This window comes from Streptomyces longhuiensis, assembly GCF_020616555.1.
In the GTDB taxonomy this organism is placed as follows: Bacteria; Actinomycetota; Actinomycetes; order Streptomycetales; family Streptomycetaceae; genus Streptomyces; species Streptomyces longhuiensis.
The window spans coordinates 8325248-8346435 of sequence record NZ_CP085173.1 but is presented as its reverse complement, the minus strand read 5'-3'; the positions used below and the strand labels follow the sequence as shown (position 1 = coordinate 8346435).

Genomic DNA, 21188 nt, shown 5'->3' with positions numbered 1-21188 from the left:
ACTGGACGCCTCGCCCCCTACTGACTCGACGGCGAGCAGCATTCCTCGCCAACCGCCCCCGGCGGAGCGCCCGTTGACTCCCGATGACGCAGGAGCAGTGCCGCCAGCGCGCACCTCAGACAGTCGCTGTCCCTCGTTCCCGCGGGTTCGCCCGCCTCGCCGCCCCGCCCCTCGTTCCCTCTTCGGTCCGGCAGGCCGTGGCAGCCGTGCGACGGGCAGCCGACCAGTGACTCGATCTCCCTCAGCAGCTCCTCGCTCTCCTTCACCCGCTGCGCGAGGACGCGGACGCGGGCACTCTGGCCGCCGATCTGCCGTCTGCTGGCGATCAGTTGCTCGTACTCCTCCAGGGACAGCGCGACCGCCTCGCGGCCGCCGAGTGTGATGTGGCGCGGTTGGGGGTGTCTGGCCACGCGGGTCTCCGCCCTCGGAAAAAGCGAGAGGGCCGACCGGACGGTTCCGGCGGCCCTCTGCGCTCGATCGCCTGCCTGGGTCCTGTGGCGCGGTTCTCTCAGTGGGGTACGGGAGTTGCCTTGCCGGACGGGACCGCGCCCGTGCGCGGAGCCAGCTGCCGCTGCGCCAACTCGCCGAAGATCAGGCCGAATCCGGTCCACAGAGTGAGCTGGATGGCGAGGGCCGAGGTGCGGAACCGCCACAGCAGCGCTGCGGGGAAGTCCTTCGGTACCTCGTTGACGACCGGCAGGAACGCGTACGCGAGCCCGATCGCGAGGACGAAGCACGCTACCGCTGCCACGGTGGCGTACCAGGTGCCCAGGCGGGGCGCGAGCCGCTTCCCGATGATCACCGCGGCGACGGCGAGCAGCACGCTGAGCAGCATCATCAGGAAGTACAGCGTCGTGCGCTTGCTGATGGTCCCGGGATCGCCGACGGACGGCGGGTTGGCGGGGTACTTCAGGAACGGCACGACGTACACGGCGAGCAGGGCCGCGCCGGAGAGCAGGAGTGCCGTGGCGCGCGGGGTGAAGCGGCCGACGCGGCCGAGCGCGAAGCAGTACGCGAGGGCGGCTATGCCGCCGAAGGCGACGCCGTAGAGCAGGATGCCGGTGGCGAGGCCCGCGGTGGACTGCATGCTGCGGCTGACGAGTTCGACCTCGTGGTGGTGCGCGGGTGCGTGGGCCTCCTCGTAGCCGATGGCGCTGTCCACGCTGGGTTCGCCGAGGAGGTAGGCGACGACCAGGGCGAGCAGACCGGCACCCAGGCCGGCGAGCATGCCCCGTACGAGGAGGTTTCTCACTGTTGCGGAGTTCATGAGCTTTGCGGCGTCCCTCGTCAGTGGCAGGGGAAGCCGAGCAGGTGGCGGGCGTCGTGCACCCATTCATGAACGCTCTCGCCGGAGACGACGGCGGTCGCCCCCTGTTCGGCGCCGACGAAGTAGAGCAGGACCAGCATCAGGATGCCGAAGAAGGCTGCCCACGGGGCAATCGCCTTCAGGGGCAGCTTTGCGGGAAGAACGGGGGTGGTGGCTGTCGGCTGAGCGACGGTCTGCGCCATGGCAGGACCTCCTCTGGGAGTTCGCGTCCCATCTCGGTGGTGCACAAGTACGACAGCTGCGGGTCTGACTCGCGAGGTCCCCGCCCGTCCGGGCGAGTGGCTCGTCTCACAGTGGCGCGACCGTGCCGGATTCCCACCGGCTTCCGCGTTGCCGTCGTCAATATCGGTCAGACCGTACCGCGTAAGGAGCGCACGGCCAAGACCGGGCCGTTCGCCGTGATCTTGCTCATGGCCGCTGCCAGGAAGCCTGGTGTGCGGTACGGCAGTGCCGTCTCAGGGAGCGGACGTCCTCAGGAACCTGATGTACGGGCGCTCCCCCGGCTCGGCGGCCGGGAAAACCGTCGCGCGCACACCGTAGACCCGCGCTATGAGCTCTTCGGTGAGTACGTCACGGGGGGTACCGGCCGCGATCACACGCCCCTGCCGGAGCACGACCAGCTGGTCGCAGTACATCGCGGCCAGGTTGAGGTCGTGCAGGGCGATGACGCTGGTGAGCCGGAGTTCTGCCAGCAGGTCCATGAGGTCCAACTGGTGCTGGATGTCGAGGTGGTTGGTCGGCTCGTCCAGGAGGAGTTCGCGTGGCCGCTGCGCGAGGGCACGGGCGATCTGGACGCGCTGGCGCTCACCGCCGGAGAGCGTGTGCCAGTGCCGGTGCGCCCGGTCGGTGAGATCGGTGCGGGCGAGCGCGGAACGTACGGCCTCCTCGTCCTGCGCCGACGGTGGCATCCATGCCCTGCGGTGCGGGACACGGCCCAGACGTACGACGTCCTCGGCCGTCAGCTCGACCTGTGTGTCGGCCTGTTGCTCGACCACGGCGACACGGCGCGCGAAGTCCCTGCGGCCGACGGTGCTCAGCGGTGAGCCGTCCAGGGTCACCACTCCGGCCTGGGGAGTGAGGATGCCCGCGAGCAGACGCAGGAGCGTGGTCTTGCCCGAGCCGTTGGGTCCGACGAGGCCCGTGATGCCTCCGGGCGCCGGGTGCACGCTCACGCCGTCCAGGATGAGGTGTCCGCCGGTTTCGCGGCGGACGCGGTCGGCCCGCAGTCCCTCGGCGGTGGTTGTGCGCATCGGCGGAACGGTCATCGGCGCAGGCTCCGGGTGCGGTACAGGACGAGGACGAAGGCCGGTACGCCGATCAGCGAGGTCACCACGCCGACCGGCAGCTCCTGCGGGTCGAGGACGGTGCGGGCGAGCGTGTCCACCCACACGAGGAAGACCGCGCCCGCCAGCGCCGTCACCGGCAGCAGCCGGGCGTGCCCCGGACCCGCAAGGGCCCGCGCCGCGTGCGGCAGCACCAGGCCGACGAAGCCGATCGCGCCGGCCGAGCTGACCAGTGCCGCCGTGAGCAGGGCGGTCGTGCACAGCAGGACCAGGCGGGTGCGGGCCACGTTCACGCCGAGCGACGCGGCGGCGTCCTGCCCGAACGCGAAGGCGTCGAGCGTACGGGCGTGCGCGACGCAGATCACGAGCGCCGCCACGAGCAGCGCCAGGCACATCCGGACGTCGGTCCAGCCCGCCCCGCCGAGCGAGCCGAGCAGCCAGAACAGAACGCCGCGCGTCGTCTCGGCATCCGCCGCGGTCAGTACGACGACGGAGGTGAGCGCGGAGAACAGCTGCATGGCGGCCACCCCGGACAGCACCACACGGTCGGTGGAGCCGCCGAGAGCCTGGCTGAGCACCAGTACCAGCGCGAAGGAGACGACCGCGCCGAGGAAGGCGCCACCCGAGACCGACAGGGCGCCGCCGCCGACGCCGAGTACGACGACCAGGACCGCGCCGGTCGAGGCGCCGGAGGAGACGCCGAGGACGAAGGGGTCGGCGAGCGGGTTGCGCAGCAGCGACTGCATCACGGCGCCGCACACCGCGAGCCCCGCGCCGCACACGGCGGCCAGCAGGGTGCGCGGCAGCCGCAGGTTCCACACGATGCCGTCGCGGATGGGTGTCAACTCCGGTTTGCCCAGGCCGAGGTGGGCGGCAACGGCCGACCAGACATCGGTCATCCCGATGTCGGCCGGGCCGATGGTGATGGCCAGGGCCACGGACACGATGAGCACCGCGAAACCGGTCGGCCAGGCGAGCACGCCGCGCACCGCATGAAGCCGCTTCCCGGTGACGGGTGGCGGCGCAGCCTCAGGAGGGACCTCAGAGGGCGCCTCGGGCGGCGGGGGCGACGCTTCCACGCTCCTCATCCGGCGAGTCCGAACGCCCGTAGTTTCGCGGCGACTTGCTCCACGCCCTCCACCGTACGGATGGTCGGGTTCATGGCCTGCCCGCTGAGCAGCACGTACCGCTTCTTCTTCACGGCGGTCATGTTCTTGGTCACGGCGTCGGACTCGAGGAACTCGATCTTCTTGGCGGCGGATTCGGCGGTCTGCGAGCGCCGCGTGAGATCGCCGATGACGAGGACGTCCGGGTCCCGGTCGGCGACCGTCTCCCAGTTGATCTGGGGCCATTCGTCGCGGGTGTCGTCGAAGACGTTCTTCGCCCCCACCTCACGGGTGATGACGCCGGGCGCTCCGCAACAGCCTGCCATGTAGGGGGAGTCGGAGTTGGCGAACCAGTACAGGAGGGTCGTCCGGGAGGCGTCGATGCCGATGGTCGCCTTCTTCACGCGGGCCTTGAGCGCGGAGACGAGCCGCTCGCCCCGTTCGCGTACATCGAAGACGGCGGCGAGGTCGCGGACTTCGCCGTAGACGGTCTCCATGCCGAGGGTCTTGGTGCGGGCACCGTCGCCGCCGCCGCTGTTGTTCTTGCCGACACAGTCGGAGGGCGAGAGGTACGCCGGTACGCCCAGCTTCGCGAACTGGTCGCGTGGCGCCACTCCGCCCTTGCTCAGCGTGGCGCCGAACGAGGCGGCGACGAAGTCGGGTTCGGCGTCCAGGACCTTCTCGAAGGACGGATAGCGGTCGGCGAGCCGCTCGACCTTCGCGTTCTCCTTCTCAAGTCCCTTCATCACCGGGTCCGTCCAGGTCCCCGTGCCGGCCATGCGGTCGCCGAGGCCGAGGGCGAGCATGATCTCGGTCGAGCCCTGGTCGAGAGAGACGGCACGCTCGGGCGCCGCTTTCACCTCGACCCGCGTACCGCAGTTGTCGAGTACGACGGGATGGCCGGCGGTGCTCTCCTGGGCCGCGGACGTGCGGGCGGATCCGCCGCTGCCGCAGGCGGCCAGGGCGAGCATCCCGGCGAGACACAGCGCGGTACGGGGTATGAGGCGAACGGAGCCACGGCGTGTGGCGGGGTGCGCGAAGGGCACAGGGACTTCCTCGATGTCGAGGGCTCATGCGCGGAGCCCGGTCGCACGGTCTCCCCCGCCGCCCCGACCGGAGCCCGCGAAGGCTGCCAGCAGGTCTTCGGACTCGGGATCACGCGGACAGGACGCCTTCCCGGACCGCGTGCTGTCCAGTGGCCGATGCCCCGCCCGTCCCCCTCACCGCTGCGCGTCAGCTCCGGATTCGCACCGGATTCCCTGACACATACCTGTCCACGTTCCCGCAATGCGGGGCAGACGGGCATGAGTTCGACTGGCCTTGGAAAGCTACCACGGCACCCGAATTCAGACGGCGGCCCCTTCTCGCCCGGTGTCCGCGGTGCGGGGCGGGCTCGCGCCGGACCGTCCCGCGTGCGTAGGGTGACCGGTGCAGCTGGTTCGCCCCGCCCGCCAGGCGGGAGCGTCGTAAGAGGGAACCCGGTGGGAATCCGGGACTGCCCCGCAGCGGTGAGCTGGAACGACCGCCGTCACACGCACTGGCCCGATGGATCGGGCTGGGAAGCGACGGCCAGTAGGTGTCCGCCCGACATCGGGTGGACGTGCCCGCGAGTCCGAAGACCTGCCCGTTGCCCGCGCGTGAACCATTCGTGCGCGGATATCCCGGTGACCTCGAGGGCGGGTCGGCGTACACACCGAACGGGCGCGCGTGCCCTGCCGTACGCGACCGCACCGTCCGGTCCGTGTCACCCTTCGCGCTCTCGTCCCGTCTCCGGGATCTCAGGGATTCATCTCGCGAAGGAGATCTCCGTGACCACCAAGTCCGCAGCCGCGGCAGCACGGGCCACCGTGTACGGCTACCCGCGCCAGGGCCCTGCCCGCGAACTCAAGAAGGCGATCGAGGGCTACTGGAAGGGCCGCGTCGGCGCCGACGCCCTTCGCGCCACCGCCGCCGGCCTGCGCCGCGCGAACTGGCACGAACTGGCCGACGCGGGCATCGACGAAGTCCCCACCGGTGACTTCTCGTTCTACGACCACGTCCTGGACGCCACCGTCATGGTCGGCGCGATCTCCGAGCGGCACCGCTTCGCCGTGGAGGCCGACGCGCTGGACGGCTACTTCGCCATGGCGCGCGGCACGCAGGACGTGGCGCCGCTGGAGATGACGAAGTGGTTCGACACCAACTACCACTATCTGGTGCCGGAGTTGGGCCCAGGGACGGTGTTCACGGCCGACTCCACCAAGCAGGTCGGCGAGCTCAAGGAAGCGCTCGCCCTGGGCTTTTCGGCCCGGCCCGTGCTCGTCGGCCCGGTCACCTATCTGCTGCTGGCCAAGCCCGCGCCCGGGGTGGCCGCCGACTTCGAGCCGCTGACCCTGCTCGACCGGCTGCTGCCGGTCTACGCCGAAGTCCTCGCCGACCTGCGCGAGGCGGGCGCGGAGTGGGTGCAGCTGGACGAACCCGCCCTCGTCCAGGACCGCACGCCGGCCGAACTGAACGCCGCCAGGCGCGCCTACCGCGACCTCGGCGCCCTCACCGACCGGCCCAAGATGCTGATGGCCTCGTACTTCGACCGGCTCGGCGACGCCTTGCCCGTCCTGGCCGGGGCGCCGGTCGAGGGACTCGCCCTCGACTTCACCGAGAGGGCCGCCGCCAACCTGGACGCCCTTGCCGCCGTCGGCGGACTGCCCGGCAAGCGCCTGGTCGCGGGGGTCGTCAACGGCCGCAACATCTGGGTCGACGACCTGGAGAAGTCGCTGGCCACGCTCGGCACCCTGCTCGGCCTGGCCGACCGCGTCGACGTGGCGGCCTCCTGCTCGCTGCTGCACGTGCCCGTCGACACGGCTCTCGAACGCGACATCGAGCCGCAGATCCTGCGCTGGCTCGCCTTCGCCCGCCAGAAAACCGCCGAGATCGCCACCCTCGCACGCGGTCTGACGCAGGGCACCGACACGATCTCGGCCCAACTCGCCGCCAACCGCGCCGACCTGGCCTCCCGGGCCACTTCCGCCCTCACCCGCGACCCGGCCGTCCGCGCCCGCACCGCGTCGGTCACGGCGGCGGACGCCCGCCGCGCGCAGCCGTACGCGGAACGGGCGGCGGCCCAGCGGGGCAGCCTCGGCCTCCCGATCCTGCCGACGACGACCATCGGGTCGTTCCCGCAGACGGCGGAGCTGCGCGCCGCACGGGCGGGCCTGCGGGCCGGACGGATCGACGCCGCCGCCTACGAGGAGCGCGTCAGGGCCGAGATCCAGGAGGTGATCGCCTTCCAGGAGAAGGCCGGCATCGACGTCCTGGTGCACGGTGAACCCGAGCGCAACGACATGGTGCAGTACTTCGCCGAGCAGCTCACCGGCTATCTGGCCACACGGCACGGCTGGGTGCAGTCCTACGGCACCCGTTGTGTCCGTCCGCCGATCCTCGCCGGTGACATCTCGCGCCCCGAGCCGATGACGGTGCGCTGGACGACGTACGCCCAGTCGCTCACGGGCCGCCCGGTCAAGGGCATGCTCACCGGCCCCGTCACCATGCTCGCGTGGTCCTTCGTGCGCGACGACCAGCCGCTCGCCGACACCGCGCGCCAGGTCGCGCTCGCCCTGCGGGACGAGGTGAACGACCTCGAGGCTGCCGGGACTTCGGTGATCCAGGTGGACGAGCCCGCCCTGCGCGAGACCCTCCCGCTGCGCGCCGCCGACCACGCCGCCTATCTCACATGGGCGACGGAGGCGTTCCGGCTCACGACGAGCGGTGTCCGGCCGGACACCCAGGTCCACACCCACATGTGCTACGCCGAGTTCGGGGACATCGTGCAGGCCATCGACGAGCTCGACGCCGACGTGATCAGCCTGGAGGCGGCCCGGTCGCACATGCAGGTCGCCCGCGAACTGGCCGCCCACGGCTACCCGCGCGAGGCCGGACCCGGCGTGTACGACATCCACTCGCCGCGCGTGCCCGGTGCCGGCGAGGCGGCGGCCCTGCTGCGCAAGGGACTTGAGGCGATCCCCGCCGAGCGGCTGTGGGTCAACCCCGACTGCGGGCTGAAGACCCGTGGCTGGCCCGAGACCCGCGCCTCCCTGGAGAACCTGGTCGCGGCGGCCCGTACGGTCCGCGGGGAACTCTCCGCGTCCTGACCCAGGGGTGAGACTGTCCGGGCGGGGGGCATCGTGACTCGCCCGGACAGCCACGCGCGGAGGGACTTCCCTCAGCCACGGTACGTCTCCAGCAGCCTCAGCCACACCTCGCTCACCGTCGGATAGGACGGGACCACGTGCCACAGGCGGTCGATCGGGACCTCGCCCGCGACGGCGACCGTCGCCGAGTGGACGAGTTCGCCGACGCCCGGACCGACGAAGGTGACGCCGAGCAGGATCTCGCGGTCGAGGTCCACGATCATGCGGGCGCGGCCGCGGTAGCCGTCGCCGTACAGGCCGGCGCCCGCCACCGAGGCGATGTCGTAGTCGACGGCGCGGACGCGGTGGCCCGCCGCCTCGGCCTCCGCGAGGGTCAGTCCCGCCGAGCCCGCCTCGGGGTCGGTGAAGACGACCTGCGGGACGGCGGAGTGGTCGGCGGTCGCCGCGTGGGCGCCCCAGCGGTCCGTCTCCAGGAGCGGGACGCCCTGGGCTCGGGCGGCGATCGCCGCGCCCGCGATACGTGCCTGGTACTTGCCCTGGTGGGTGAGGAGCGCGCGATGGTTCACGTCCCCGACCGCGTACAGCCAGGTGCTGCCCTCGACGCGGAGGCTGTCGTCGACGGGGAGCCACGAGCCGGGTTCGAGGCCGACGCTCTCCAGGCCGATGTCGTCCGTGCGGGGCGCGCGGCCCGTGGCGAAGAGGATCTCGTCGGACTCCAGGGTCGAGCCGTCGTCCAGGGTGGTGACCACGGTGCCGCCCTCCCGGGTGACCCCCTTGACGGAGACGCCGGTCCGCACGTCCGCGCCCGCCTCGACGAGGGCCTGCATGACCAGCTCACCGGCGAAGGGCTCCATCCGGGGCAGCAGCCCCGATCCCCGTACGAGCATGGTGACCTGCGAGCCGAGGGCCTGCCAGGCCGTGGCCATCTCCGCGGCGACGACTCCGCCGCCCACGACGACGAGGCGGCCCGGCACCTTCTGCGCGCTGGTGGCCTCGCGGCTCGTCCACGGCTCGACGTCGGCCAGACCGGGGAGGTCGGGGAGCGCGGCGCGCGTCCCCGTGCAGACCGCGACGGCGTGGCGGGCCGTGAGGACGTGCTCGGTGCCGTCGGGCCCGGTGACGGTGACCCGGCGGGGGCCCGCGAGGCGGCCCTGCCCTCGGTAGAGGTCGGCGCCGATGGCCTCCAGCCAGCTCACCTGGCCGTCGTCCTTCCAATGTGAGGTGTACTCATCACGGCGAGCGAGGACGGCGGGCGCGTCCAGAGGGCCCTGCACGGCCTCGCGCAGGCCCGGCAGGCGCCTCGCGTCGGCCCGGGCGATGACCGGGCGCAGCAGGGCCTTGCTGGGCATGCACGCCCAGTAGGAGCACTCGCCCCCGACCAGTTCGCTCTCCACCACCGCGGTACTGAGGCCCGCCGCGCGTGCCCGGTCCGCGACGTTCTCCCCGACCGGCCCGGCGCCCAGGACCACCACGTCGTATGTGTTCTCATCCGTCATGGGCCCCAGTGTGGTCGCAGGTGTGCGCCGGGGCCACACGGGTACGCGCGCGGAATACGTCCGTTACCGGGACCGTTGTGAACAGCGGCTTCAGCACCGCAACCAGGAAGCAGGAAGAGGGCACATCATGAGCAGCACCACCGTGGAGCTCACCAAGGAGAACTTCGACCAGACGGTCACGGACAACGGGTTCGTGCTGATCGATTTCTGGGCGTCGTGGTGCGGGCCGTGCAAGCAGTTCGCGCCCGTCTACGAGAAGGCCGCGGAAGCCAACCCGGACCTGCTCTTCGGGAAGATCGACACGGAGGCCCAGCCGGAGCTCGCGTCGGCGTTCGGTATCCAGTCGATCCCGACGCTGATGATCGTCCGTGACCAGGTCGCCGTGTTCGCCCAGCCCGGGGCGCTCCCGCAGGAGGCCCTGGACGACGTGATCGGCCAGGCCAGGAAGCTGGACATGGACGAGGTGCGCAAGTCGATCGCCGAGCAGCAGGCCAAGGCCGGCGAGGACGGCGCGGGCGGCGAGCAGGCCTGACGCCACCCCCCATACCGACGGCCGCCGGGCCCGTACTCTCCGTACGGGCCCGGCGGCCGTTTCACGCTCGCGTGCGGGGGCTCGGAACGAGTCGTGTGCGCAGGGCCGGAACGGGGCGCGTGCGCGGGGTCAGAACGGGTAGCCCGCCACGTCGCCGCGCACCGTCGTCCACCGGGTCTCGGTGAATGCCTCGATGTTCGCCTCGCCGCCGAAGCGGGCGCCCGTGCCGGACGCCGCGACCCCGCCGAACGGGGCGACCGCCTCGTCGTTCACCGTCTGGTCGTTGATGTGGACGATGCCGGTGGGGATGCGCTCGGCGAGGTCGAGGCCGCGCGCCGGGTCGCGGGTGACGATGCCGAGGGAGAGGCCGTACGGGCTCGCGGCGGCCAGCGCGGCCGCCTCGTCGGTGTCGGTGAAGGACCGCACGGGTGCGACGGGGCCGAAGACCTCCTCGGCGTACGCGGGGGTGCTGTCGTCGACGCCCGCGAGGACCGTCGGCCGGTAGAAGAGGTCGCGGTGCGTGCCGCCCGCGGCCAGCTTGGCCCCCGCGGCGGTGCTGGCCTCCACCAGGCCGTGGATCTTGGCGAGTTGGGCCGCGTCGATGACGGGGCCGAGGTGGACCTGGTCGCGGTGCGGGTCACCGACGGCGAGGGACTCGGCCTTCGCGGCGAGCCGTTCGACGTACTCCTCGTAGAGCGAGGCGTGGACGAGGTGGCGGCCGGTCGTCATACAGATCTGGCCCTGGTGGAAGAAGGAGCCCCAGGCCGCGGTGGAGATGACGGCGTCGAGGTCCGCGTCCGCCAGGACGATCAGGGCGGAGTTGCCGCCGAGTTCCAGGTGCGCCCGCTTGAGGTGGCGCCCCGCGGCCTCGCCGACGGCCCGGCCCGCGCCGGTGGAACCGGTGAAGGAGATGACGGGAATGTCCGGGTCGGCGACGAGCGCCTGGCCGGCGTCCGCCCCGCCGGGCAGCACGTGGAGGACGTCCTCCGGCAGGCCCGCGGCGGCGAGGACGGCCGCCAGGGCGAGCCCGCCGCAGACCGCCGTGCGCGGGTCCGGCTTGAGGACGACGGCGTTGCCGAGCGCGAGGGCCGGGGCGACGGAGCGGATGGAGAGGATGAGCGGGGCGTTGAACGGGGCGATGACGCCGACGACACCGGCCGGGACGCGGCGCGTGTAGGAAAGGCGGGGCGCCTCGCTGGGCAGGACCTGGCCGGTGGGCCGGGAGGCCAGGGCGGCGGCCTCGTAGCACTCCTGGGCGGCGACGTGCAGCTCGAAGTCGGCCTTGCCCGGGATGGATCCCGACTCGCGCACGAGCCAGGCGCGCAGTTCGTCGGCGTGCTCGGTGAACAGGTCGCCCGCGCGGCGCAGGACGGCGGCGCGCGCGAAGTGGGGCTGCCGGGCCCAGTCGCCCTGGGCCGCGGCGCCGGCCCTCGCCGCGGCGCGGACGTCGTCCGGGGAGGCGAGCGTGACGGTGGCGAGGCGCTCACCCGTGGCGGGCTCCGTGACCGCGTGCTCATCGCCCGACAGCGGGCGGGCCTGCCAGGTCTTCGGGTCGAGCAGGGACATGCCGGATCTCCGATCGGTCACTGATCTCCGGGGCGGCGCGCGGGGCGATGCGCCGACCCATGTTGTTGAGCATGCAACATCCTAGTCGCGTGGGCCGCTCGCGACCCCGGCCGTCAGGTCGACTCCCGGGCCACAACGCGGGCGCGGAGCATGTCGTGCGACTCGGTCACGGCGCCCTGGTCACGTACCAGGCGGTCGACGAGCGCGGCGAGCTCCTGCCCGGACGGCAGCTCGATACGGACCGTGCTCAGCCGGGGCCGCAGCAGCCGCCCGAGCATCAGGTCGTCGGCCCCGATGACCGCGGTCTCCTCCGGGATGCCGACCCCCGCGTCCTGGAGCGCCCGCATCAGGAGCATCGCGTACTCGTCGTTGTACGCGAACACGGCGTCGAGCCCCAACTCACGTATGTTCGGCACCAGTTGCCCGGCCGACTCCTCGTCGTACGGGAGAGGCAGCTCGAAGACCTCGGCGCCGGTGCCGAGGACCGCGTCCCGTACGCCGTCGAGGCGAGGGCGCGCGAAGTGGTCGAGGCCCGGCTCCGTCGGCAGCACGACGCCGATGCGGCGCCGGCCACGTTCGACGAGGTGGGTGCCCGCGCTCCGGCCGACCTCACGGTGGTCCATGAGCAGCGCGTGGGCGCCCTCGGCGCGCTCCGGGCCGAGCGTGATGACAGCCCTGGCGCCGGAGCGGCGGAGCACCTCGACGCCCTCGGTGCTCAGGTCAGGGGGTGTGAGGACGGCGACCGGGCGCAGCTCGGCCCAGGCGCGCGCCGCGTCGTCGCCACGCAGACTCACGCTGCCGTACTGAACGACCGTGTAGTCGAGTCGGCTCAGCGCCCACTGGAGGTCGTTGAAGAACGCGTTGTAGAGCGGTCCGGCGGGAACGCTCGGGGAGGGCATCAGGACGATGCGGGTGTGTCCGGCGCGCAGGCTGCGGGCCGCCGCGTGCGGCACGTAGCCGAGTTCCTTCGCGGCCTCGTGGACGCGGCGGCGGGTGGGTTCGCTGATTCTGACGGCGCTGGTGTTGTTCAGGACGTAGCTGACGGTGGCGCGCGAGACCCCGGCGAGGCGGGCGACGTCGGCGCTCGTCGGCGCCGGGCTCGGCGCGGCGGACTCCCGTGATGTGCGGGCGGACTGCGGCTTCGGTATCTGCACCATGACGCACCGCATCCTTCCAGACGGGTACGGCCGTGTTCCCGGCCGGGCATACCGGTTGGGGTCCGCGCCCGCTAGCGTGCGTGCACTCATCCGTTCGACGTTTCGAGGCTCCAGAGCTCCGGAGTCCTGTACGAGGAGGTGTCCGCATGGCGTCCGACCGTGCCGCCGGGCTCGCCGCGACCGCCCGCGCGCTCGCCGACGGGGACGTGTCGTCGCGTCTCCTCGTCGAGGAGGCCCTGAAACGCATCGAGGCGACGCAGCCTGTCCTGAACGCGTTCCGCACGGTCCGCGGGGAGGCCGCCCTCGCCGAGGCGGACGCCGCGGACCGCGAACGCGCGGCGGGCGGACACCGGCCGCTGCTCGGGGTGCCGCTGGCCGTGAAGGACGACATGGACGTGGCGGGCGAGCCGACCGCGTTCGGCTGCCCCGGCGACTTCCCGCCGAAGACCGAGGACGCGGAGGCCGTACGCCGTCTGCGGGCGGCGGGCGCGATCGTCGTCGGCAAGACGAACACGTGCGAGCTGGGGCAGTGGCCGTTCACCGAGGGGCCCGCGTTCGGCGACACCCGCAACCCGTGGAATCGCGGGCACACGCCCGGCGGTTCGTCGGGCGGCTCGGCGGCGGCCGTCGCCGCGGGGATCGTGCCGGCCGCGCTCGGCTCGGACGGGGCGGGCAGTGTCCGTATCCCCGCCGCGTGGACGCACCTCGTCGGCATCAAGCCGCAGCGCGGCCGGATCTCCACGTGGCCCTGGGCGGAGTCCTTCCACGGGATCACCGTGAACGGCACGCTCGGCAGGACCGTCGAGGACGCTGCGCTGCTCCTGGACGCGGCGAGCGGTTCGCACGACGGCGACCTGCACCGTCCGCCGCGGATCGCGGCGGCGCAGGCGGCACACGACGAGCCGGGCAAGCTGCGCGTCGCGCTCTCCCTGCGCATGCCGTTCACCGCAACTCCCAAGCGCCTGGACCCCGTTGTGCGGGCCCGGGTCGTCGCGCTGGCGGAGCGGCTCGCCGCGCTCGGGCACGACGTGGAGGAGGCCGACCCGCGCTACGGGCAGATCGGCCTCGCGTTCGTGCCACGCGCCACGGCGGGCGTCGCGGACCACCTGCGCGACGTTCCCGACCCCGCGCTGCTCGACGCGCGGACCCGGGAGTCCGCCCGCATGGGGCGGGTCCTCGGCGGTGCTCCGCTGCGGCTCGCCCGGCGCGCGGAGGCCTCGCTCCAGCGCCGGGTCGGCGCGGTCTTCGACACGTACGACGTGGTCCTCGCGCCGACGACGGCCACGCCCCCGCCCCGCGTCGGCGCGATGGCGTCACTCAACGGCTGGCGCACCGACCGGGCGATGATCGCGGCGTGCCCGTACGCGTGGCCGTGGAACGTCCTCGGCTGGCCCGGCGTGAACGTACCCGCGGGCTTCACGGGCGACGGGCTGCCCGTCGGCGCGCAACTGCTCGGCCCGGCGAACAGCGAGCCGCGGCTCATCTCGCTCGCGGCCCAACTCGAAGCGGATCAGCGGTGGTTCGAGAAGTGGCCCGAGAACCACCAGGGGCCGCGCACCGGCTCGTAGAGCGGGTCAGGCACCGCGGGCGAGCACCGACCACAGGCCCGGGTCCTCGAAGTCGAGGGCCCACAGCACCGTGTTGTGCACCCCGTAGCGGCTCAGCACGGGCAGGTGCGCCTCGGTGCCACGCGCGTCCTGGTACCAGACGGTGCGGAGGGTGCCGTTTTCCTGGTACCAGAAGTGCGGGGTCTGCGAGGCGGGGTCGAGTCCGTAGGGCGCGCCGACGGCCTCGCGCAGGGCCTCGGCGCCCTTCGAGGTGACATGCCGGGCGCCCTCGTCGCTGCCCTCGGCCCAGTCCCAGCCGTACGCGGGCAGGCCCATCTCGATCTTCTCCACGGGGATTTCGGCCGTGGCGCGGCGCAGGATCTCGTCGTACCAGGCGGTGGAGGAGAGCGGGCCCGGGGTCCCCATGGCGTAGTGCAGGTTGTAGGCCATGATGCGCACGCGGTCGGCCACCTGGCCGAGGCTGCCGTACTCCCAGACGCGTCCCGTCGTGGCCGTCTTGGGGTTGACGGTGGCGAAGCACACCTTGCCCAGCGCGTGCAGCCGGGAGCACAGGTCACGCACGAGCGCGGTGTAGCCCGCGCCCACGGCACGGTAGGTGGCGTCGCCGGTCGACGCGATGGACTCGTAGTCGAGGTCGATCCCGTCGTAGGCGCGGCTGCCGACGAGGTCGAGGAGTGCGGTGACGTGTTCGGCGCGGCGGTCCGGGCTGGTGACGAGGGCCGCGAGGACGCCGGGCCTCATCTGTTCCATCACGGTCGGTACGACCTGGATGCCGGCGGCGTGCAGTCCGTCGATGATGCGCCGCTCGCCCGCTCCGGGGTGCCCGTCGACGCGGGTCGCGGACTTCGTCTCGTACCAGAAGGGGCTGACGGTGCGGAGCTGGTCGGCGTGGGCGAGGGCGTCCTGGTAGGCGCCTTCCTGCTCCCAGTACGGAAGCCAGGCCGAGACGGTGCGAGGTGGCGGTGCGCCGCCGCCCCGGGCGGGGGCGAGGACGGCGCCGCACAGGGCGAGGACGGTGGCACCCGTGAACGCGAGGAGGGGCAGGGGGCGCGGGCGTATACGACGTATGCGTCGTACGGCTCGGGCGGAAATGCGTGTCTTCATGCGCCGAGCCTGTGTCCCACCGGCCGGGCCCGCCCTGCGGGTTGAGCCAGTCAGGCCCTAACGTGACCCGCGTGACTGCCTTCATCGATGACCCGCATGCCCACGAGCACCCCGGCCGTGCCGGCGCCACCGCCACGGTCGAGGCCGCGCCGCGCGAGGTGGGCCGGGTGCGCACCGAGTACGCGCCGGCCCACGACGGCGACCCCGACCCCGGTGAGATCGTCTGGACGTGGGTGCCGTTCGAGGAGAACGACGGCCGTGGCAAGGACCGTCCCGTGCTCGTCGTCGCCAGGGAGGCCGCCGGCACGCTGCTCGCCGTACAGCTGTCGAGCAAGCGGCACGACCACGACAGGGAGTGGGTGCCGATCGGCAGCGGGCCGTGGGACGCCGCGGGCCGCGACTCGTGGGTGGCGATCGACCGTGTCCTGCGGGTCCACGAGCGGGGCATGCGCCGCGAGGCCTGCGCTCTGGACCGGATGCGGTTCAACCTCGTGGTGCTGCGCCTCAGGGAGCGGTACGGCTGGCGCTGACCGCCGGCAGGGCCGCGAAGGCCCGCTCGAAGGCCGTCCTGGTCCGCGCGTCCGGCGTGCGGTCGAGGACGCCGAACACGATGTGGTCGAAGCGGCCCGCGAACCGGCCGCCCTCGTCGAGGAGTGCCCGGAACGCGGCGGCGACCTGCGCCGGGTCGTTCTGGAAGACCCCGCAGCCCCAGGCGCCGAGCACGAGGCGCCGGTAGCCGTGGGCCGCGGCCGTCTCCAGGACCCGCTCGGCCCGTGAGACTAGGGCGCCCGCGATCTCGCCCGCCCGCTCCGGGGTGCGGCGGCGGATGACGCCCGCGTTCGGCGCGGGCGAGGTGAGGAAGCCCGCGGCGTACGGCTCGTCGAGCAGCCGTCCGCGGTCGTCGCGGAAGACGGGGACGCCCGGCGAGTGGATGACGCGGTCCGTGTAGAAGGCGTCTCGGTTCTCGCGGTGGTGGTCGTAGAAGTCCCGGGCCCGCAGCAGGCACGTGTACAGGGCCGAGGCCCGGCACACGGCTTCTTCCTGGGCCTGCGCGCCGTTGAGATAGCCGCCGCCGGGGTTACGGGCCGAGGCGAAGTTCAGGACGGCGACCGGGTCCTTCCCGGCGGTGACCAGGCGGTACGCGGCCTCCAGGCTGGACTCGCCGGTGACCTCGACGGCCGTGTCCGCGGGCCGGCCCGGCTCGGGCACCTCGACCGGAGCCGGTCCGTGCGTCCGTGTCGCGTCCCGCGCGGCCGCCACCGCCGCCGCGATCGGCACGACCGCGCCGCCCGGCGCCGTGTACCGCCCCGCCGCGACGATCTCCTCCGTCTGCTGCGCGATCCCCCGCAGCCGGGCGCTCACGCCCGCTCCCCCGTGGTCGTTCTCATGAACGCATGATGTGCGTCGGGCGACACCACGAGCAACAGATTTTCCCTCCCCGAGGGGCACTCTTGTGCGATTCGCCGCGAGGGTTTTGGGTGGTACGAGCACTGCCCCGGCCCGGCCCACCCCCGTCGAGTCGACGGCTTGGCCCCCACCAGGGACTATGAAGGCGTACGGATGCAGGAGGATCCTGAACATGCCCGAAGGAGACTGTACGGAGCTCGGCACGGCGGCCCTGGTCACCGAGGCCGAGGTGGAGGCGCTGGTCCGCGGGATCTGCTTCAAGACCGGACCGCCTCGCACCGTGGGTGTCGAAGTGGAATGGCTCGTCCACGAGCCGCGCAGACCGCGGCTCCCCCTACCACCCGAACGGCTCGATGCGGCGTACGCCGCACTGGGCGCCCTGCCCCTCAGCTCGGCGCTCACCGTCGAACCCGGCGGCCAGCTGGAGCTCAGCTCCCTGCCCGCCTCCTCTCTCATGGACTGCGTGTCGGCCGTCTCGGCCGATCTGACAGCGGTCCGCGCCTCACTCGCCGCCCGTGGCCTCGCGCTGACCGGCCTCGGCACCGATCCCTGGCGCCCGGCGCGGCGGCTGCTCCACGAGCCGCGCTACGACGCCATGGAGACCTGGTTCGACCGGGCCGGGCCGGCGGGGCGCGCCATGATGTGCTCGTCGGCGTCCGTGCAGGTCTGCCTCGACTCCGGGTACGAGGAGCCGGGGCCGCTCGGCCACGGCAGGCGCTGGCGGCTCTCGCATCTGCTGGGCGCCGTCCTGGTCTCCGCGTTCGCCAACTCACCGATGCTGTGGGGGCGTCCGACCGGCTGGCGCTCCACCCGCCAGGCCGTGTGGGAGGAGATCGACCCCGGCAGGTCCGGGGCGCCGCCCCTCGACGCGGAGCCGCGCGAGGCCTGGGTCCGGCATGTCCTGGACGCGCCGGTGATGTGCGTCCGCCAGGACAGCGGGCCGTGGGACGTGCCGGACGGCATGTCCTTGCGGACATGGCTGCGGACCGGCGGGCCGAGGCCCGTGACGCGCGGTGACGTCGACTACCACCTGACCACCCTCTTCCCTCCGGTGCGCCCCCGGGGCCACCTCGAACTGCGCATGATCGACGCCCAGCGCGGCGACGACGGCTGGATCGTGCCGCTCGCCGTGACGACCGCGCTGTTCGACGACCCTGAGGCCGCCGAGACCGCGTACCGCACCGTGAAGCCGCTGTCCGAACGGGCGGGCCCGCTGCCCGCACCGCACAATCAGCTGTGGCGCGACGCGGCGCGGCTCGGTCCTTCGGACCCCGAGCTCGCCGAGGCGGCCGTGATCTGTTTCGCGGCGGCGCTCGACGCGCTGCCGAGGCTCGGCGCATCCCCCGGGGTGCTCGCCACCGTCTCCGCCTTCATGGACCGCTATGTCGTGCGCGGCCGGTGCCCCGCCGACGACGTGCTCGACCACATCGATGCCCCCGCCCCCGGGAGGACCGTCACCTCATGACCGCACAGAGCGAAGACACCGCCCACGACCCCGAGGCACTGCGGGAGCGCGCGCGGACCGCGCTGCTCACCGCGCGGGACCGCACGACGCTGCTCACGAGTTGCGTCGAGGGGCCCGAACTGACCGCGCAGCACTCGCCGTTGATGTCGCCACTGGTATGGGACCTGGCGCACATCGGCAACCAGGAGGAGCAGTGGCTCCTGCGCGCGGTCGCGGGCCGTGAGGCGATGCGCCCGGAGATCGACCCGCTGTACGACGCTTTCGAGCACCCGCGCTCCGAGCGGCCGAAGCTGCCGCTGCTCGCACCCAAGGAGGCCCGCGGTTACGCGGCCGAGGTGCGGGGGCGCGCGCTCGACGTCCTGGAGAGCACGCCGTTCCACGGCACCCGGCTCACCGAGGCGGGGTTCGCGTTCGGGATGATCGCCCAGCACGAGCAGCAGCACGACGAGACGATGCTGATCACCCATCAGCTCCGCGCGGGCGCTCCGGCTTTGACGGCCCCGGATCCCGACCCCGTCTCGCCCGCGTTCCGCGGACCGTCCGAAGTCCTGGTGCCCGGCGGCCCGTTCACGATGGGGACGACCACCGAGCCGTGGTCGCTGGACAACGAGCGCCCCGCGCACGCGCGCCTCGTCCCGCCGTTCCACATCGACACCGCGCCGGTCACGAACGGCGCGTATCTGGCCTTCATGGACGACGGCGGCTACGACAACTCCCGCTGGTGGACGCCCGAGGGCTGGGCCCTGGTGCGGGACAACGGCCTGCGGTCGCCGCTGTTCTGGCGCCGTGAGGCCGGGCAGTGGCTGCGGCGCCGCTTCGGGGTGACCGAGGTGGTCCCGCCGGACGAGCCCGTCCTGCACGTCAGCTGGTACGAGGCCGACGCCTACGCGCGCTGGGCGGGCCGGCGCCTGCCCAGCGAGGCCGAGTGGGAGAAGGCGGCCCGCTTCGATCCCGCGTCCGGGCGGTCGATGCGCTACCCGTGGGGCGACGCGGATCCGACGCCGGAGCGCGCCAACCTCGGCCAGCGCCACCTGCGCCCGGCCCCGGCAGGCAGCTACCCGGCGGGTGAATCCCCGCTGGGCGTGCGGCAGTTGATGGGCGACGTGTGGGAGTGGACGTCGAGCGACTTCCTGCCGTATCCGGGGTTCGCCGCCTTCCCGTACCGGGAGTACTCGGAGGTGTTCTTCGGCCCGGACCACAAGGTGCTGCGCGGCGGCTCGTTCGCCGTGGACGCGGTGGCGTGCCGCGGCACGTTCCGCAACTGGGACTACCCGGTGCGCCGGCAGATCTTCGCCGGCTTCCGCACCGCGCGCGACGGGGAGGATGCCTGATGTGCCGGCAACTGGCTTATCTGGGCCCTGCGGCGCCGCTCGGCGACGTGCTCGTGGCGCCGCCCCACAGCCTGCTGCGCCAGTCCTGGGAGCCACGCCGTCAGCGGCACGGGACCGTGAACGCCGACGGCTTCGGCGTGGGCTGGTACGCGGACGGTGACCCGGTGCCCGCGCGCTACCGCAGGGCCGGGCCCATCTGGGGTGACCAGTCGTTCGCCGACCTCGCGCGGGTCGTGCGCTCGGGGGCCGTGCTCGCCGCGGTCCGCGACGCCACGCTCGGCGGCGCGGACGGTGAGGCCGCGGCGGCGCCGTTCGCCTGCGGCCCGTGGCTGTTCTCGCACAACGGCGCGGTGGCCGGCTGGCCGCGCTCTCTCGCCCCGCTGACCACAGCGGTGCCGCCCGTCGACCTGCTGTCCCTGGAGGCGCGCTGCGACTCGGCGTTCGTGTGGGCGCTGCTGCTGTACCGGCTGCGCTCGGGCGACGACCAGGGGCAGGCCCTGGCCGACACCGTCCTGGAGGTCGCCGAGGCCGCCCCGGGATCCCGTCTCAATCTCCTGCTGACCGACGGCGAGACGATCACCGCGACCGCCTGGGGCGACAGCCTCTGGTATCTCGCCGAACCCGGCCGCCGCACCGTCGTCGCCTCCGAGCCCTACGACGACGATCCGCTCTGGCGCGAGGTGCCGGACCGCACCCTGCTCGCCGCGAGCCGCACCGACGTCCTGCTGACCCCGCTCAAGGAGCCCTCCGCGTGAGCCCGTACCAGCTGACCCGCACCCTGCCCGAGGACGCCACCGGCGCCGCCCTGCGCTCCGACGTCCTCACCGGCCTGACCGGCACGCCGAAGACGCTGCCGCCCAAGTGGTTCTACGACGCGCGCGGCAGCGAGCTGTTCGACGAGATCACGACCCTGCCCGAGTACTACCCGACGCGCGCCGAACGGGAGATCCTGCTGGCCCGCTCGCAGGAGATCTCCGAGGCCACCGGCGCCCGCACCCTCGTCGAGCTGGGTTCCGGCTCGTCGGACAAGACGCGTCATCTGCTCGACGACCTGCCGGACCTGGAGACGTACGTCCCCGTGGACGTCAGCGAGAGCGCGCTGCGGGGCGCCGCCGAGGCGCTCGGCGCGGAGCGTCCCGGGCTGCGCATCCATGCGCTGATCGCCGACTTCACGCTGGACCTCACCCTGCCGGACGCCCCGGGGCCGCGCCTGGCCGCGTTCCTGGGCGGCACCATCGGCAACCTCCTGCCCAACGAGCGCGCCGCGTTCCTGACCGCCGTACGCGCCCTGCTGCGGCCCGGCGACATGCTGCTGCTCGGCACGGACCTGGTGAAGGACGAGTCGGTCCTCGTCGCGGCGTACGACGACGCGGCGGGCGTGACGGCCGCGTTCAACAAGAACGTGCTCGATGTCATCAACCGTGACCTGGGCGCCGACTTCGACCCGGGCGCCTTCGAGCACGTCGCCCTGTGGGACGCGGACAACGAGTGGATCGAGATGCGGCTGCGCTCCACGGCCGCGCAGACCGTCAAGATCCCGGCGCTCGGCCTCGCGGTCGACTTCGAGGACGGGGAGGAGATCCGCACCGAGATCTCGGCGAAGTTCCGCGAGGACGGCGTACGGGCCGAACTGGCGGGCGCGGGGCTGCGCATGACGCACTGGTGGACGGACGCGCAGAACCGCTTCGCGCTCTCCCTCAGCCGCGTCGACTGACGGCC

The 21188-nt window shown here is 72.9% G+C and carries 19 protein-coding genes and 3 riboswitches; of the genes, 8 read left to right on the top strand and 11 right to left on the bottom strand.

The features are described from left to right. Positions 1-17: 17 nt before the first annotated feature. The 6 genes from LGI35_RS38035 to LGI35_RS38010 all read right to left on the bottom strand — a co-directional run bounded on the left by LGI35_RS38035 (position 18) and on the right by LGI35_RS38010 (position 4762). Positions 18-410 carry a hypothetical protein gene (locus LGI35_RS38035; RefSeq protein WP_227298967.1) on the bottom strand — a complete coding sequence of 131 codons (393 nt, stop codon included), beginning with the start codon at positions 408-410 and terminating at the stop codon, positions 18-20. Between the two features lie 98 nt (positions 411-508). Further along, positions 509-1267 (bottom strand): CbtA family protein, encoded by a 759-nt coding sequence (locus tag LGI35_RS38030; protein WP_227298966.1) that lies wholly within the window; start codon positions 1265-1267, stop codon positions 509-511. Between the two features lie 20 nt (positions 1268-1287). After that, positions 1288-1509 (bottom strand): CbtB domain-containing protein, encoded by a 222-nt coding sequence (locus tag LGI35_RS38025; RefSeq protein WP_227298965.1) that lies wholly within the window; start codon positions 1507-1509, stop codon positions 1288-1290. Positions 1510-1546: 37 nt separating this feature from the next. Continuing rightward, positions 1547-1701, bottom strand: a riboswitch (cobalamin riboswitch). Between the two features lie 81 nt (positions 1702-1782). Continuing rightward, positions 1783-2577 carry an ABC transporter ATP-binding protein gene (locus LGI35_RS38020; RefSeq protein WP_227298964.1) on the bottom strand — a complete coding sequence of 265 codons (795 nt, stop codon included), beginning with the start codon at positions 2575-2577 and terminating at the stop codon, positions 1783-1785. Positions 2578-2588: 11 nt separating this feature from the next. Continuing rightward, entirely contained in the window at positions 2589-3698 is a 1110-nt protein-coding gene (locus tag LGI35_RS38015) for a FecCD family ABC transporter permease (RefSeq protein WP_423835755.1), read from the bottom strand. Beyond that, positions 3695-4762 (bottom strand): ABC transporter substrate-binding protein, encoded by a 1068-nt coding sequence (locus LGI35_RS38010; RefSeq protein WP_376566647.1) that lies wholly within the window; start codon positions 4760-4762, stop codon positions 3695-3697. Before LGI35_RS38010 ends, LGI35_RS38015 begins: the two co-directional genes overlap by 4 nt. Positions 4763-4833: 71 nt before the next feature. Further along, a riboswitch (cobalamin riboswitch) is annotated at positions 4834-5031 on the bottom strand. A gap of 103 nt (positions 5032-5134) precedes the next feature. After that, positions 5135-5358, top strand: a riboswitch (cobalamin riboswitch). A gap of 166 nt (positions 5359-5524) precedes the next feature. Between LGI35_RS38010 and metE the strand changes: the two genes are divergently transcribed. Further along, the gene (gene metE, locus LGI35_RS38005; protein ID WP_227298962.1) at positions 5525-7843 is read left to right on the top strand and encodes a 5-methyltetrahydropteroyltriglutamate--homocysteine S-methyltransferase; all 2319 of its coding nucleotides are present in this window, start codon (positions 5525-5527) and stop codon (positions 7841-7843) included. Positions 7844-7914: 71 nt separating this feature from the next. On the opposite strand, the gene LGI35_RS38000 is transcribed toward metE, so the two are convergent. Beyond that, positions 7915-9339 (bottom strand): dihydrolipoyl dehydrogenase family protein, encoded by a 1425-nt coding sequence (locus LGI35_RS38000; protein ID WP_227298960.1) that lies wholly within the window; start codon positions 9337-9339, stop codon positions 7915-7917. Positions 9340-9466: 127 nt separating this feature from the next. On the opposite strand from LGI35_RS38000, the gene trxA reads away from it, so the two are divergent. Further along, entirely contained in the window at positions 9467-9871 is a 405-nt protein-coding gene (gene trxA / locus LGI35_RS37995; protein ID WP_227298959.1) for a thioredoxin, read from the top strand. A 129-nt stretch (positions 9872-10000) separates the two neighbouring features. Here the strand turns inward: trxA and LGI35_RS37990 are convergent, their stop codons facing one another. Beyond that, entirely contained in the window at positions 10001-11437 is a 1437-nt protein-coding gene (locus LGI35_RS37990) for an aldehyde dehydrogenase family protein (protein ID WP_227298957.1), read from the bottom strand. 113 nt (positions 11438-11550) lie between these two features. After that, positions 11551-12594 carry a LacI family DNA-binding transcriptional regulator gene (locus LGI35_RS37985; RefSeq protein WP_227298955.1) on the bottom strand — a complete coding sequence of 348 codons (1044 nt, stop codon included), beginning with the start codon at positions 12592-12594 and terminating at the stop codon, positions 11551-11553. A gap of 146 nt (positions 12595-12740) precedes the next feature. On the opposite strand from LGI35_RS37985, the gene LGI35_RS37980 reads away from it, so the two are divergent. Next, positions 12741-14162, top strand: a complete 1422-nt coding sequence (locus LGI35_RS37980) for an amidase (protein ID WP_227298954.1) — start codon at positions 12741-12743, stop codon at positions 14160-14162. Positions 14163-14168: 6 nt separating this feature from the next. Here the strand turns inward: LGI35_RS37980 and LGI35_RS37975 are convergent, their stop codons facing one another. Further along, on the bottom strand, positions 14169-15266 hold the full coding sequence (locus LGI35_RS37975) for a glycosyl hydrolase family 18 protein (RefSeq protein ID WP_227298952.1): 1098 nt from the start codon (positions 15264-15266) through the stop codon (positions 14169-14171). Between the two features lie 71 nt (positions 15267-15337). Here LGI35_RS37975 and LGI35_RS37970 point away from each other — a divergent pair, with 71 nt between their 5' ends. Further along, on the top strand, positions 15338-15796 hold the full coding sequence (locus LGI35_RS37970; RefSeq protein WP_116506010.1) for a type II toxin-antitoxin system PemK/MazF family toxin: 459 nt from the start codon (positions 15338-15340) through the stop codon (positions 15794-15796). Here LGI35_RS37970 and LGI35_RS37965 read toward each other — a convergent pair. Beyond that, complete coding sequence (locus tag LGI35_RS37965; protein ID WP_227298950.1) at positions 15771-16628, bottom strand: TIGR02452 family protein; 858 nt, start codon at positions 16626-16628, stop codon at positions 15771-15773. The genes LGI35_RS37970 and LGI35_RS37965 overlap by 26 nt on opposite strands. Before the next feature lie 217 nt (positions 16629-16845). Between LGI35_RS37965 and egtA the strand changes: the two genes are divergently transcribed. The 4 genes from egtA to egtD are packed head-to-tail and all read left to right on the top strand — an operon-like array spanning position 16846 to position 21183. Continuing rightward, positions 16846-18138: an ergothioneine biosynthesis glutamate--cysteine ligase EgtA gene (gene egtA, locus LGI35_RS37960; protein ID WP_227298948.1), complete on the top strand. Its 1293-nt coding sequence runs from the start codon at positions 16846-16848 to the stop codon at positions 18136-18138. Beyond that, a complete protein-coding gene (gene egtB, locus LGI35_RS37955) occupies positions 18135-19469 on the top strand; it encodes an ergothioneine biosynthesis protein EgtB (protein WP_227298946.1) in 1335 nt (444 codons plus the stop codon). The genes egtA and egtB overlap by 4 nt, the downstream gene beginning before the upstream one ends. Continuing rightward, positions 19469-20224: an ergothioneine biosynthesis protein EgtC gene (gene egtC / locus LGI35_RS37950; RefSeq protein ID WP_227298944.1), complete on the top strand. Its 756-nt coding sequence runs from the start codon at positions 19469-19471 to the stop codon at positions 20222-20224. Before egtB ends, egtC begins: the two co-directional genes overlap by 1 nt. Beyond that, positions 20221-21183 (top strand): L-histidine N(alpha)-methyltransferase, encoded by a 963-nt coding sequence (egtD, locus tag LGI35_RS37945; protein WP_227298942.1) that lies wholly within the window; start codon positions 20221-20223, stop codon positions 21181-21183. Before egtC ends, egtD begins: the two co-directional genes overlap by 4 nt. Positions 21184-21188: the final 5 nt, after the last annotated feature.